This window comes from Psychromonas arctica (assembly GCF_036697365.1).
Classification (GTDB): domain Bacteria; phylum Pseudomonadota; class Gammaproteobacteria; order Enterobacterales; family Psychromonadaceae; genus Psychromonas; species Psychromonas arctica_A.
Genome location: NZ_JBAHZA010000017.1, coordinates 32,879 through 46,974 on the forward strand (window position 1 = coordinate 32,879; position 14,096 = coordinate 46,974).

Here is a 14,096-nt window from a genome sequence, read left to right on the forward strand (position 1 = left end):
CAAGCTTCTTAATAAAGATCTTTTTTCATGGCTCTCTCATTAAAAAATAAACAAGTACAACTATGGGCTCGACGTTTACATATTTATGTTTCGATGGCTTTATTACTTGTTGTTTTGTTCTTTGCTATTAGCGGTATTACTTTAAACCGCCCACATTTATACACCAGTGATGTTCCAAAGATAACACTACAAAAATTAACTGTACCAGCGCATTTTTTTAGCATAGAAAACTCACGTTTGACGGTAAATAAAATAGGTTTACTTAATTATCTTAACAACCAAGCAGACCTTTCTGGCAAACCTTCTTCAATGCAGACATTCAGTGATATTGAGCAAGGAAAAATACTCGAAGGAGAGATTTCTTTAGATTACAAAGGACCTGGTTTTAATCGCACTGTCTTTATCGATCTTGTTACCAAAGAAGCTGAAATAGAGTCAACGCATTATGGTGTGGTCGCGGTATTAAATGATCTTCATAAAGGTCGTAATAGTGGCGAGGTTTGGGCGTGGTTTATTGATATTAGTGGTTTTTTAATGGTGTTTTTTGCTTTAACGGGTGTGTGCTTGTTAGTGCCGAAAAAGAAAAGTTTTAGTTTAGGGCTGAAATGGATGACCTTTGGATCTGTTGTCACCCTGTTAATTTATCTATTTGCTGTTCCTTAATGAGAGTTTAAAAAATGAAGTTTAAAGCTGTGTTTTATGTGTTGAGTACCTTACTGATTTTTCCTAACTGGGTAAGTGCTAAGCCGCTTCCTGAGCAAGCTGTAATGGATATTGAATTTACTATTCCTGCTGTAGAAGCAAGTATTTATGCTCGTCCTTATGTCGCTATTTGGATAGAAGATGAGAAACGCCAACCAGTGCGTACTATTCAATTATGGGTTGGTGAAGATGAGTGGTTAAAAGATTTAAGAAGCTGGTGGCGTAAAGTAGGCCGTAATGATCGCGCAGTAGTCGATGCGGTAACGTCTGCGACTCGACCTGTCGGGCAGTATCGTTTTTCATGGGATGGATTAGATCAACAAGGTAAACGTGTTGAGCAAGGAAACTATACCTTCTATGTAGAAGTGGTACGTGAACATGGTGGACGTAACTATTTGCGCCAAAAAATACAATTCGCGGAACAAGATTTTAAGCTGACGTTACAGCCTACTGAAGAAACTGGCCTGATTAACCTGCATTACCATATTCAATAAATTTACCTTTACTATTAATAATGAAAAGAGAGAATCACATGTTATCTAAAAAAATAAGTATAGTTACTGTTCTTTGCTCTATGGTGGCTGGTCTTGCCTTCTCAACTGTAGCAAATGCACATCCTCGTTGGATATTGCCATCTCATTTTAGTATTTCTAAAGAAGGTGGTGACTGGTTAACCTTTGACGTAACTGCATCACATGGCACTTTTGTATTAGATAAACCAGCTGGTGCAGAAAATGCACGTATTGTTATGCCAGATGGTCGTCAAGAACGTCCTGATGCAATTTTACGTGGTAAGCGCCGCTCTGTATTTGATTTTCATTTCACTGAAGAAGGTACACACCGCGTACAAATTAATAACTTCCCAAGTTATGTAACTCAATATAAAGCGGGTAAACGCGATACGCGTAAAAGATTACGTGCAAGCAAAGTAGAGCGAGATGCGTTATTACCAGAAGGCGCTCGCGATGTTGTTAGCACGCTAAATTACACACGTGCTGAAACATACATTACAGTAGGTAAACCTAGTGATAAGCCTTTCCCATTAGAAGGTAAATACTTAGAGTTACAACCAGAAACGAACCCTGCTGATATCGTAGCAACAGAACCTGTACGTTTTCAGTTGTTCTTCAATGGTAAAGCACAAGCTGGCGTAAAAGCTGAAATCACACGCGACGGTACGTTATACCGTAATCAACAAGAGCAAATTGATGTGGTAAGTGATGAACAAGGTTTCATTGAGTTTACACCTGAAGTTGCAGGTCGTTACTTACTAAAAGCATCGCATAAAGCGCCAATTGCGAATAACCCATTAGCAGACAACATGAATGTTGCTGTACACCTAACTTTTGAAGCGGTATTACCTTAGTGCTATTGGTTAAGCGCATCGTGAATAGTATAGCCGGGGCTGGCTTGCTATTCGCAAGTAGCGCAGCGTTAGCTCATTATCCTTTGATGGAGTGTTGGTCAAAGGGCGATATTATCGAATGCCAAGCGGGTTATAGTGACGGCAGTAAAGCAACTGATTATGCCGTTAATATGTATGATTATGACGACAACTTAATTGCTAAAGTTAAAACCGATAAGCGCTCTATTGCCACTTTTAAACGTAGTGCTGATGAGTTTTATATCGTCTTTGATTCTGGGCATGAATACCCAGTTGAAGTAGATGGTGTAGAGATTAACGAAAAATGATCACGCAATCCGTTGTTAGTGAAAATAGGGGACATGAAGGCTATTGGATAGCCTTTTTATGTGCCCTTATACTCGTATTAGGTGCCGTACTATTACCCTTTAATAGTGCACATGATGAACATCATACATTGACTAAACATCAAGTATTTATCGCAGATCTAACACCTTCACCATTAGCCATGATTGCTGATCTTCGATTGGCCCATGAAGAAATTCGATATCTCTATGAAACGGACCAAACATGGCCTGAAGTAGTGCGACTAGAGGAAGGTTGGTTAGCTCCTTTTGTTAAAGATAAAAGTTGGGACCATCGAGGTCAGCATCAATGGTTACTAGTTGCACCCGGTGTGTATCAAAGTGAGCCAATTGAAGGTGGAGTCCGTTATTTGCTAAATAGCCAAGGTCAGACAGTAGATATTTGGTTAGATCAAAAACAGCAAGCTGCTTTATTGCCAGAATTAACGTCAACAGAAGGCAATTTAACACCACTATCGGCAGAGCAGTTTATTAATGCCGGTTGGATACAAGTTATTTTTAGTGATGACGTTGAGAAGACAGCACACCATCATTAATTGATTATTTTTACACAGACCAAATTATATTTGGCCTTATCGAGACTATTATCATGCTTAAACGCCTCTCAATCACCTTATTGCTGTTGACCTTTAGCGCTTCAATCTATGCTAAAAAACTAACCGTTGGTATCACCCTACAACCTTACTTTAGTTATGTTAAAGCGGTTGTGGGCGATCAGGTTAACGTATTGCCTTTAGTCGATGAAGGTTTTAATCCACACAATTATCAACCACAAGCGAATGATTTACGTCGTTTAAACCAGATGGATGTGATTATCGTGAATGGTATTGGTCATGATGACTTTGCCTTAAAAGTTATTAAAGCAGCCAACCGCACTGATCTGATTGTTATTAAAGCTAATAAAGACGTGCCTTTGTTACCGGCAATGGGGCAGTCAGTGGGGACAGGCGTAGTAAACCCTCACACCTTCGTAGGAGTATCTACGACAATTCAGAAGGTTTATACCATTGCGACTGAAATGAGCAAGATTGATCCCGATAATGCTAAATTATATCGCGCCAACGCAAGAGCATACGCGTTAAAGTTTAGAAAGATGAAGCACCTAGCAATGATGGCATTAAGCGATATTAATACCGCGGGTATGAAGGTCGCAACCACACATAATGCTTACGGTTATATCCTACAGGAGTTTGGCGTTGAAGTTTCTGCTGTGATTGAGCCTGCGCACGGGGTTGAACCAAGTGCCAGCCAGCTGCAGGAAACCATTGAAAAGATACGTTCATCAGGTATTGATGTGCTGTTCTACGAATTAAATATGCCTAATCGTTACGTCGATAACATCGAAAAAGAGACGGGTATTAAGTTATATCGTTTTTCACATATGACCCACGGCGCTTATCGATTAGAGAAAGTAGAGATCGAAATGCAGCAAAATATAGATACATTAGTCGAAGCCATGAAATATACCGCTCAGCAAAAAGGTGGTGCGTAATGGGACCTGCAATCATATTAAATGATGTTAGCTTACGTTATGAAAACAACATCATTTTAGAGAAAGTCACTGCAAGGTTAGAGGCAGGGCTGTGCCATGTTGTAATGGGACCAAATGGTGGAGGGAAAACTTCTTTATTACGTTCCATACTTGGTTTAACTCCCTTTAAAGGTGAGATTCAATTTCAATGGCAACAAAGCAAAGGCAAGATCGGTTATGTACCGCAAAAAGCCACTTTTGAACCAAGTTTACCACTGACAGTACTGGACTTTATTTTATTAAACCAAAGCCGCTCTCCATTGTTTTTTAACTTCAATAAAAAGCATAAAGTCAAAGCACTACAGCAATTAGCTCGATTGGGCATGGAAGATCGCGCGATGTTTCGTATGGGGCAGTTATCTGGTGGTGAACAACAACGTGTGTTGTTTGCGCAAGCTTTGCTGGATGATCCCGATTTATTGATTTTAGATGAGCCAACCAATGGTATGGACGATCAAGGTGTACGTTACTTTGAATCATTAATTAATGATTTAGTTAAAGAAAACAAAACTATTTTGATTGTTCATCATGACATTAGTGCCGTACGCCGTTTACAGGCAACGGTGCACGTAGTGAACGGCTTGTTATTAGAGAGCGGGCAGGCAGAAGATGTTTTACAACCTAGTAAAATTGAGCGTCTGTTTAATCATTATCGTCATCATTCAAGCCAGCAAAAAAGTGAGGTCGTATAATGGATACGTTGCGTTTATTGGCAAGCCAAGGTGCTGAAGCAGGTTGGTTAAGTGAAAGCTTTTCCTATGCTTTTATGGTCAATGCCTTAGTTGCTGCTTTGTTAGTCGGACCTTTATTAGGCGGGTTGGGTACCTTAGTCATTGCCAAGCGTTTAGCGTTTTTCTCTGAAGCAGTTGGCCATGCTGCATTGACCGGTATCGCCATTGGTGTGTTACTAGGAGAGCCCCCAGAAAATCCAATTATCGGACTATTTTGTTTCTGCATGATCTTTGCTTTGTTATTGCATTTTGTGCGTAATCGAACTGCTGTGCCTTACGATACTTTAGTGGGAGTATTCCTTGCGGTTGCTTTAGCTGGGGGGGCTGCATTGTTAATGTATGTAGCGCGTAAAATTAATATCCATATGTTAGAGAATGTATTATTTGGCTCAATCTTAACTATTACCGATTTCGATTTATTAGTGTTAGGGCTTAGTTGTTTATTAATTATCGTCGGATTAATGTTTACTTTTAACCGTATTTTATTAGCGTCTATTAGCCCTGATATTGCCAAAGTCCGCGGTTACAATACTCACTTTTATGATTACCTGTTTGTGATGATGATTACTCTTGTCACAATAGCAGCAGTGAAAATTGTGGGAGCTGTGCTAGTAGGAGCATTGTTATTAATTCCAGGTGCTACTGCTCGTTTAATGACTAAAAGTATGGGCAGTTTTGTGTTGTTATCTTCATTACTTGCGACACTGAGTTGTATTATTGGGACCTTATTGCCAATGGAGCTTAAATTACCTATCCCATCGGGAGCATCGATTATTCTTGTGGCAGCAAGTTTCTTTTTAATCGCCACAGTGACACGTATTGTAGGGAGAAAGTAACCATGAAAAAATTACATAACATACTGCGCCCATCACCTTTAGTAATAATGCTAATGTCACTGTTATCAAGCCATGCGATGGCAAAGGATATCCTAACAACAACACCTGTTACTTATATGCTTGCTACCCAATTAATGAAAGGCACGCCAATTACGACGACTTATCTTGCGCCTAAGCGATACGGTATTGAACGATTAGGAAATTGGTTTGCAACAAAAGGTGAAGCAAAGGTAATGAGTGAAGCACAGCAAGCTTCAGTAGCAATTACACTGCGCTCTCTTTGGCCTCAAGATCCACTATTTGCTTACGCGCGGGAAGGTAATATTAAGATCATTGAAGTTGATGCCTCACAATCGATTTCACCAAGAGCAAAAGGGATCGCTACCGTACAATTAGAAAGTGGCAATAGCTCTATTTATGCTTGGCTTAATCCTAATAACTTGAGCACGATGTCGAGTATTGTCAGTGATGATTTAAAGCGCATTTGGCCAGAGCAGCAACAGATTATAGAAAGAAATCAGCAACAATTGTTGATCGATATCCGTCAATTGATTAACCAACAACAAAGCACGCTATTTGATAAAGAGATTGATTCCGTTGTGTTATTGTCAGATCAATTAGAAGACTTTGCTTCTGCAAATCAATTATTTGTAGTGAATCGTTTATTTAAAGAAGAGTTGAATTGGACTGAGCAAGATAAAGCACAGTTAAAAGCGTTAATTGAAGAATCTCCAGAGCTGTGGATCCTAACCACCAGAAAAGTCTCTGCTCAGTTGAAAGCGTTACTGCCTGATTTTGACCATATTTTACATGTGAATAGTATCGATCGCTGGGGGAGTAAAGGGATTAGTTTAGAAAATCCATTACAAGCTTGGTTGTTTTAGTGTGATATCGTTACCCAAATTTAACGTTGTTTTTACAAGTAGAAAAGTTATTTTTTAGGATTGATATTAACTACAGTTTAAGAGTACCTAGTCGTTATCCACCACTTGGATAACGACTTTTTTTATCGCTTAAGTGCGTCGGTTAATATGCAATAATGAAGACAGTTTAGATTGACGTTTTCTATCGGCAGGATCTTTAATTTTCGCCTCGCCTGCTTTCACTATTTCTACAATCCCTGAACGATTTAAGGTAATTCGATACCGCTCGAATTGCTCTAAGTATTGACCTTGATCTACAGCGACAATAATGTTGATTTGATAGCGACGCTCTATAGTTGTGCTTTGAATTTTGTCTTTATTATTGGTTGTATTCAAACGTTCAAATACCTTACCTGTTCCACCTTCGGCATAACGAGTAAGAGGACGTAAACTAAATAAAATATTCTCTTCAAGAGTGTCATACCCAGCTTGAAAACCATTTTTACTGATACGACTTTCAATTCGGTAATGTAAGAGTTGTGCACTCTGTTTATTTTGAGTGTTACGTTCAGCTAGCAGAGCTTTAGTTTGCTGAGGCAGGCTGGCATTACTGGTGTAATCTAACCAAACTTTTTGTTTTGCCATTTCATGTTGATTGGTTGAATCATATAAAGTACGCGCCCATTTAGGCTTACCTTTACGTATCCAACGCCACAAAATATTTTTAAAGTCATCTTTAAATACTTCACGCACACCATAAATAATAGACAGTATAAACACCATCAATGTAGTTAGTTGGCTAAAAGCACCCTGTGTTTTGATGATTAATACTAGGACCACACTCATTAACAATGCAGTAGCAACACCCGTTACTACCTTTCGAGTAATATTTCCTAGTACAATCGTTTTACTTTTGAAGATAACACTGTATTCAATCAAACGACGTAATAAGCGCATTTTATTAGCAATACGGTTGGGGTCTTTTAGCGTAGAATCGGAGTTATAACCTTTTTTCTTACGGTATTCACTTTCAGTTTCACAAATCGCCAACAATGATAAACGATTTTCTGAAAATGCACTTTGGCGTGGTTTTTTAACCAGCATTCGCATAATAGTTTGTTCAGTGAACCATGATAAATAGTTATCTACATTTTCATAAATAGAATTGAGTTTTGTACTTTTAGGATGGTGACCACGGTGCTTTTTTAAAATGTCCAAACAGTGTTCTGCTAGCTCAGTTGCTGATTCATAAAAAGCTTCTAACCCTTCATTCTCACCAATAGCGATTACTTCATTCGCATCTGTTTCTAATGCTGAAATGTATTGGTAAGCAAACATGTTCAAATTGCTTTTATATTCAGCTGTAGAGCGTTTCATTCGTGTTGCAAAACGGCGATGCAATAAAGGTAAATGCAGACCATGAGTATGATAAGCGCGACGACCATCAATGCCGGCATTAAAGTAATCACTTTCAGATAAGGTATTTTTATTGATGCCCATCTCTTTTGGCAAAGAAAAATATAAATCGATACGTCGAAAAGTCCCCTGTTCCATATGGTGGGTAAGTTTGAACGATAATTTTCCGTCTTTCTTTAGAGCGATGTTGGGCAATGGGTCCTCCTTAGTAGGGCTCTATTATAGCTATGTCATTACACTTTGTAATGATAAAGCTGTGAATTAATTTAACTTTTTATAATTATTTATTTTATTTATATTTTAAATCACAGTGCTTTTTTAGATGTTAATAATATGTAATTAGTGCTTTCAGATTTGAAAAAAATTGGATATATTAACTTAGCTTTTGGTGATTTTCGGTTGTTAATAATAAAAACGCTTGAACAAGGGCTTGTTAAATTCAAGTCAAAAATCATAGTTATTTTTTTAATCTCAATTTAACTATGGGCGAATTTTATGAACCAAAAATCTATTACAGCTATCCGTGCGAGTTTTTTACACTTCCTTAATGATCCTGCGAAAGTCGATAATATCGAAGATGCTTATCAATATATCGCCGACGGTATTCTGGTTACTGAAAATGGTAAAGTCAGTTCATTGACTACTTTTTCGCAAGAAAGTGCAGATTTATATCCTCAATTAGAAGATAAGCGTGGGCAATTAATCATGCCTGGTTTTATCGATACACACATTCACTATCCTCAAACCGAGATGATTGCTGCTTACGGTGAACAGTTATTAGAATGGCTCGAGACTTATACTTTCCCAACAGAAAAACAATTTTCAGATAAAGCCTATGCGAAAAAAATATCGCAGTTCTTTGTTAATGAGCTATTAAAGAACGGAACAACCAGTGCATTAGTATTTGGTACTGTGCATCCTGAGTCTGTTGATGCGCTCTTTGAAGAAGCCGATAAAATTGATATGCGTATGATTGCCGGTAAAGTTATGATGGATCGTAATGCGCCAGATTATTTATTAGATACTGCGCAATCAAGCTATGACCAATCGAAAACGTTAATAGATAAATGGCACAATAAAGGCCGTTTACAATATGCCATCACACCACGCTTTGCACCGACTTCTACACCTGAACAGTTAGCGATGGCGGGTAAGCTAAAAGCTGAATACCCTGATGTGTATGTGCAAACTCACCTTTCAGAAAACAAAGATGAAATTGAATGGGTTAAATCTTTATTCCCAGAACGTGCTGGTTACCTTGATGTTTACGACCATTATGGGTTAGTAGGTGATAAATGTGTTTTTGCGCATTGTATTCATTTAACTGAACAAGAGTGGCAAACCATGGCTGAGAGTGATTCAGTGATTGCGTTTTGTCCTACCTCGAATCTGTTCTTAGGCAGTGGTTTATTTAATTTAGAAAAAGCTGACGATATTAAAGTGCGTGTTGGTTTAGCGACAGATGTAGGTGGCGGCACTAGCTTTTCACAACTGCAATCTTTGAGTGAGGCATATAAAATTATGCAACTGCAAGGACAAACGTTATCGGTCTTTAAAGGTTTATACATGGCGACCTTAGGCAGTGCGGAATCATTAAGCATGGCTGATAAAGTAGGTAATTTAACGGCGGGTAAAGAAGCTGACTTTATTGTTGTAGATTGGGCCGCAACAGATCTACAAGCATTGCGTCTTGAGAATTCAACTAATTTACAGGATAAGTTATTTGCATTAATGATGTTAGGTGACGAACGTAATATCCAATCGACCTACGTTGCTGGGAAATTAGTTTATAGCGCTGCGTAATCCATATATTTAAATACTTTTCCTGTCTATAATAGGGCGCTAAATTTAGACTTTGCTATTACGCTGTTACAGATAGGAAACACCATGAAATTAACGCAATTAACTACTGAACTTTATACCAAGCTTTATACCGATATTACGCAGTTTAGAGAAACTTTTGATCTGCAATGTAATGCGCCAGAAAGCATGGATGAAAAAGCTGATGAATTACATACTTCATTAATCATCGAAGAGTTAACTGAGTTAGCTGAAGCGCCTGATAAGGTTGAGCAAGCTGATGCTATTGTAGATAGTGTATATGTATTGATGGGACGATTGGTGCATTTAGGTGATACAAAAGTTGAAGATAACTTAGCGATTTCTTACTTAATTGATCTGTTCTTAAATGTCGCTAAACAGCGTGATATTGATTTCATTACTTGTTGGAATGAAGTGCACTCAAGTAACATGAGCAAGGTATGCCGTAACCAACAAGAGTTCGATGATACCGTCGCTTTTTATGCTAAGCAGGGTGTACAATTAACGGATAGTGTTAAAGGTGATTTTATTATTGCTAAATGTGCTGAAGATGTGCAGTTAGAAAGCAAACTCGTGCGTAAAGGTAAGGTATTAAAATCGGTATATTATCGCCCTGCTGATTTAGCGCCATTAGTAAATTAATTAAGTTTAATTAATGGAATTACTATCAAAAGCCAAAAGAGCTGACTGCCTTTTGGCTTTTTTGTGCTTCTTATACCAATCACACTAATTAACTGATCTATTTTACTTGTTAAAATAACTTATTTCTTCGTTGTAATTTTCGGAATTAGAACAACTACTTAACTTAAATTACGCCTTGAACTCAGTCATTTTTCCTGCGTAAAATTTAGATCACTTATTTAATATAATTGGTATTATTTAGTTATTCGTATTAAGCAAAATTAATATCTATCAAACTTTACCTATATTGCTTACTTCAAATAAAGTTAATTTCAACATAATGACCGTTCTCAGTGGCGGTATTTTTATATTGCCACTCATAGTGCTTCACTAAGCGCTCTATTAGTTCTAGTCCTAAACCAAAGCCTAAATCATTTTCCGTCATACTTTCTGATAAATCTTGATTATGAATAATTAATTGACGAGACGATTGCGTTATCACTATTTTACCTTCATTGGTATGTTGTAGTGCATTTCGGATCAGATTGTTGATAACTATCCTGCATAATACAGCCGGTAATTGATATTCTGTTTGATCGGTTTGTACTTGTATATCAACCTTTTTATCATTGAGTAAATATTGTAATTCATTGAGTAATTGTTCGGTTAGTTGACCAAGTGAGACGGTGCTTAGCGGGATGGATTTATCTGCTTGACGATTTAGCCATAACAAGGTTTCTGTTAAGTTGGTCATGTTTAAACTAGCTCGTTCTATTCGATCTAAGACTTGCAGTTGCTTTTCTGTACTGATATCTCTCTCGATCATTTTACGTAATAATTCTGTATTAGTACGAGTGATCGCAATAGGGGTGCGTAATTCGTGACTCGCATACCCTAAGAATTGTTGTTCTCGCTCTAAGCTGGCTTGCACTGATTGTAAGCTCGATTTTACTATCTCTGCTAGGCTATTAAGTTCGCTATAGTGAAAGTCAGGAGCAGGTTTAGTTAATTGCTGTTTATTAAGTTGTTTTGCCCAAGCCATTAAGCTTTCAATTGGGTTAGTGATTTTGCGTAAAATAAAATAAGGAACTAACGCAAATAACACCATTGCGGTAAAGGCTATCATTACTAAATATTTAAAAGGAGGAAAAAATTTATCTTTTTGAGGAAGATCTAGATCAGAAAAGAATGAAGTGGCAACAAAGCGTACTTCACCATTGCGCTCTAGCTTCATTGCAAAATATCCGGCTTTAGGCGGAGCAAATAAAGGGTGCCCATCAACGTTTTTAACTAATTCCCTAGACTGCATCTCACTTTCATCTATATTATTTTTAATGGACTCAGGTAAATCATCAAAGGTACTGGCAATAACAAAGTTATTCAGTTTAATTGGCTTACCTTCAGAAACTGGCTGTTGGAACGCCTGGGTGCGCATCTCTTTACGAATTGAGAAATCTAATCCATTGATAAAATAGTTAAAGCTTACTACTGACATAATCGAAATAGTCGTAATGCCTGTAATGATCATCACGATAATAAAATAGACGCGTAAACTGGGAGTTATCTTCATTAGTTTTGTTCATCCTTTAAAACAAAACCGTAACCTACCAAGGTATGGATAAGCTTTGTTGGATGCTTGTTGTCGCCTTGTCCATCTACCGCTTTTCTCAAGTTGAACATATGTACCTTTAAGCTATTGCTATCAGGTTGCTCTTCCCCCCAAACAGCTTGTATTAGCTTTTCTCGATTGACGGGATTGGGGCTAGCTAACATTAATGTTTCTAAAATTTTAAAGTTAATAGGTGATAACTTTAGACGCTTGCCATCACGTGTCACGGTTTGTTGTTCGTTATCCAAAGTGAGTCCACTAATGCTGAGCTTTTTTGCTTGCCCACTACGTCGGCGAGATAGCACTTTGATACGAACGATTAACTCTTCCATGGCAAAAGGTTTGACTAAGTAATCATCAGCACCTTTTGCAAAACCTTGTAATTTATCATCCAGCGTATCTTTGGCTGTTAGCATTAATATAGGCACATCAACACCCTCTGCTCTTAGCGTATTACATACCGTTAGACCATCCATTTTAGGTAAATTTAAATCGAGGATAACCGCATCGTAGTGATTAGATTTTATTAAGTTAAAGCCAGATAAACCATTAGCTGCATGATCACATTGGATTCTTTCTAGTTCGAAATAATCGATTACAGCTGTCGCTAAGTCAATATCATCCTCAACCAATAATAACTGTAATTTATCTATATCCATGATTAACCTCTATTTACCCTACTGACTTCTTATTTTAATACATGATAATAGCAACAAATGGGTTAATTGGAGGTTAATTTACAGTCAATGTCTCGTAAATTGAATTAGTGATAAAAATGCTTAGTTAATTATTGATTGTTTATTATGGAAAGACAGAAGCAAAAAAAGCGACTCGAGAGTCGCTTTGATAATATAGGTCTAATGCCTACTTATATTTAGCGTACACCCACTAAGATTAAACCTGGTAAGATAAAGAAGGTACCAATTACATAACCAAAGGCTAGGAACTTATTCTTAGTACCGACTTCAGCTAATTTTTCTGCACCTTTTAATGGTAATTCACGTAGGAACGGAATACCGTAAATAACAATTACTGCCAGCAAATTAAACAGGAAGTGTACTAAAGCAATCGTTAATGCTGCTTCAGCCATATCGCCAGAGATAGCCGTTGCTGCTAATAGTGCAGTAATAGTTGTACCAATATTAGCACCCAAAGTGAAAGGGTATATTTGACGTGTCGTAAACATACCGCTACCTGCTAATGGAATCATTAGGCTAGTCGTTGTTGATGATGATTGCACCATGACTGTCATTAATGCACCTGACGTAATGCCAGCTACCGGACCTTTACCTAAAGCATTGTGTAATACTGCTTTAGCTTTACCTACTAACACTTTTCTAAGTACTTTACCCAGGAAGGTAACTGAGAATAAAATAAGTGCAACACCGATCACTACCATCGCAATACCAGCAAACTTACCTGGAATTACAGAAGCAATATCAGACACGACATTAACACCAGGTTTAGTGAGTGGTTTCATGAAGTTAAAACCTTTTAACGACATATCTGCGCTACCAACTAATAAGTGAGAAGCTGCGCCTGCCATTTTTTCTAATAAACCAAACATCAACTCTAACGGTAGGAAAATAAGTACAGCAATTAAATTAAAGAAGTCATGTACGGTAGCTGCACTGAAGGCACGTTTAAAATCATCACTGTTACGTACGTGACCAATTGAAACGATAGAGTTAGTAATGGTTGTTCCTATGTTTGCACCCATAATCAATGGGATTGCAATTGAAATAGGTAATCCGCCCGCTACTAAACCAACGGTTACTGCTGTTACTGTTGAAGAAGATTGTACTAGGGCAGTTGCAAGTGTTCCTAAAATAAGTGCAACTAAAGGATTGCTCGCAAATTGAAATATTTCTGCAGCACCTGCAGCACCGCCTGAAAATAATTTGAAGCCACTGCTTACACTGCTAACAGCAACTAACATACAGTAAACTAAAAATATCACCGCAGCCCAATTGAAGTATTGATTCAGTGTTGTGTTGTTATGTTCATTTTTCATAATTATTAAGCCTATTACTGACGTGATGTTTTCAATTATTTAATCTGTTTAATTTTTTATCGTCGCGATTAAAACAGAGAAATGTGACAGAAATATTTCAATTGTAATAATTTGATAATTTTTTTGAAATATTACTGTCACACTTAACAGAAATTGAGAGTTAAGTGAGATTATTGAGTTTTTGGGTTAACGAGACTAGCTTAATAAAAGCAATAATGAAGTCG

Annotated in this window: 15 protein-coding genes; 11 read left to right on the top strand and 4 right to left on the bottom strand. The window is 37.5% G+C overall.

What is annotated here, in order from left to right:
* Positions 1–27: 27 nt before the first annotated feature.
* The 9 genes from V5290_RS15275 to V5290_RS15315 are packed head-to-tail and all read left to right on the top strand — an operon-like array spanning position 28 to position 6,412.
* Positions 28–663, top strand: a complete 636-nt coding sequence (locus tag V5290_RS15275) for a PepSY-associated TM helix domain-containing protein (RefSeq protein WP_333387672.1) — start codon at positions 28–30, stop codon at positions 661–663.
* A gap of 14 nt (positions 664–677) precedes the next feature.
* Positions 678–1,196, top strand: a complete 519-nt coding sequence (locus V5290_RS15280) for a DUF2271 domain-containing protein (RefSeq protein ID WP_333387675.1) — start codon at positions 678–680, stop codon at positions 1,194–1,196.
* A gap of 38 nt (positions 1,197–1,234) precedes the next feature.
* Positions 1,235–2,068 (top strand): DUF4198 domain-containing protein, encoded by an 834-nt coding sequence (locus V5290_RS15285; protein WP_333387678.1) that lies wholly within the window; start codon positions 1,235–1,237, stop codon positions 2,066–2,068.
* A 20-nt stretch (positions 2,069–2,088) separates the two neighbouring features.
* Positions 2,089–2,394, top strand: a complete 306-nt coding sequence (locus V5290_RS15290) for a hypothetical protein (protein WP_333387682.1) — start codon at positions 2,089–2,091, stop codon at positions 2,392–2,394.
* Entirely contained in the window at positions 2,391–2,966 is a 576-nt protein-coding gene (locus V5290_RS15295) for a DUF6162 family protein (protein WP_333387685.1), read from the top strand. The genes V5290_RS15290 and V5290_RS15295 overlap by 4 nt, the downstream gene beginning before the upstream one ends.
* Before the next feature lie 53 nt (positions 2,967–3,019).
* A complete protein-coding gene (locus V5290_RS15300; protein ID WP_333387688.1) occupies positions 3,020–3,922 on the top strand; it encodes a metal ABC transporter solute-binding protein, Zn/Mn family in 903 nt (300 codons plus the stop codon).
* The gene (locus V5290_RS15305; RefSeq protein ID WP_333387691.1) at positions 3,922–4,653 is read left to right on the top strand and encodes a metal ABC transporter ATP-binding protein; all 732 of its coding nucleotides are present in this window, start codon (positions 3,922–3,924) and stop codon (positions 4,651–4,653) included. The genes V5290_RS15300 and V5290_RS15305 overlap by 1 nt, the downstream gene beginning before the upstream one ends.
* A complete protein-coding gene (locus V5290_RS15310) occupies positions 4,653–5,528 on the top strand; it encodes a metal ABC transporter permease (RefSeq protein WP_333387694.1) in 876 nt (291 codons plus the stop codon). The genes V5290_RS15305 and V5290_RS15310 overlap by 1 nt, the downstream gene beginning before the upstream one ends.
* Before the next feature lie 2 nt (positions 5,529–5,530).
* Positions 5,531–6,412 (top strand): metal ABC transporter solute-binding protein, Zn/Mn family, encoded by an 882-nt coding sequence (locus V5290_RS15315; RefSeq protein WP_333387697.1) that lies wholly within the window; start codon positions 5,531–5,533, stop codon positions 6,410–6,412.
* A gap of 129 nt (positions 6,413–6,541) precedes the next feature.
* On the opposite strand, the gene V5290_RS15320 is transcribed toward V5290_RS15315, so the two are convergent.
* Entirely contained in the window at positions 6,542–8,002 is a 1,461-nt protein-coding gene (locus V5290_RS15320) for a hypothetical protein (protein ID WP_333387700.1), read from the bottom strand.
* Between the two features lie 300 nt (positions 8,003–8,302).
* On the opposite strand from V5290_RS15320, the gene guaD reads away from it, so the two are divergent.
* Complete coding sequence (guaD, locus tag V5290_RS15325) at positions 8,303–9,610, top strand: guanine deaminase (protein ID WP_333387703.1); 1,308 nt, start codon at positions 8,303–8,305, stop codon at positions 9,608–9,610.
* A gap of 84 nt (positions 9,611–9,694) precedes the next feature.
* Positions 9,695–10,270, top strand: coding sequence for a nucleoside triphosphate pyrophosphohydrolase family protein (locus V5290_RS15330; protein WP_333387706.1), 576 nt, complete (start codon positions 9,695–9,697; stop codon positions 10,268–10,270).
* A 295-nt stretch (positions 10,271–10,565) separates the two neighbouring features.
* Here V5290_RS15330 and V5290_RS15335 read toward each other — a convergent pair whose 3' ends face one another.
* The 3 genes from V5290_RS15335 to V5290_RS15345 form a co-directional block, all read right to left on the bottom strand.
* Entirely contained in the window at positions 10,566–11,819 is a 1,254-nt protein-coding gene (locus V5290_RS15335; protein ID WP_333387710.1) for a HAMP domain-containing sensor histidine kinase, read from the bottom strand.
* Positions 11,819–12,517: a response regulator transcription factor gene (locus tag V5290_RS15340; RefSeq protein WP_333387712.1), complete on the bottom strand. Its 699-nt coding sequence runs from the start codon at positions 12,515–12,517 to the stop codon at positions 11,819–11,821. The genes V5290_RS15335 and V5290_RS15340 overlap by 1 nt, the downstream gene beginning before the upstream one ends.
* Before the next feature lie 215 nt (positions 12,518–12,732).
* Positions 12,733–13,872 carry a Na/Pi cotransporter family protein gene (locus tag V5290_RS15345; RefSeq protein WP_333387715.1) on the bottom strand — a complete coding sequence of 380 codons (1,140 nt, stop codon included), beginning with the start codon at positions 13,870–13,872 and terminating at the stop codon, positions 12,733–12,735.
* Between the last annotated feature and the right edge of the window lie 224 nt (positions 13,873–14,096).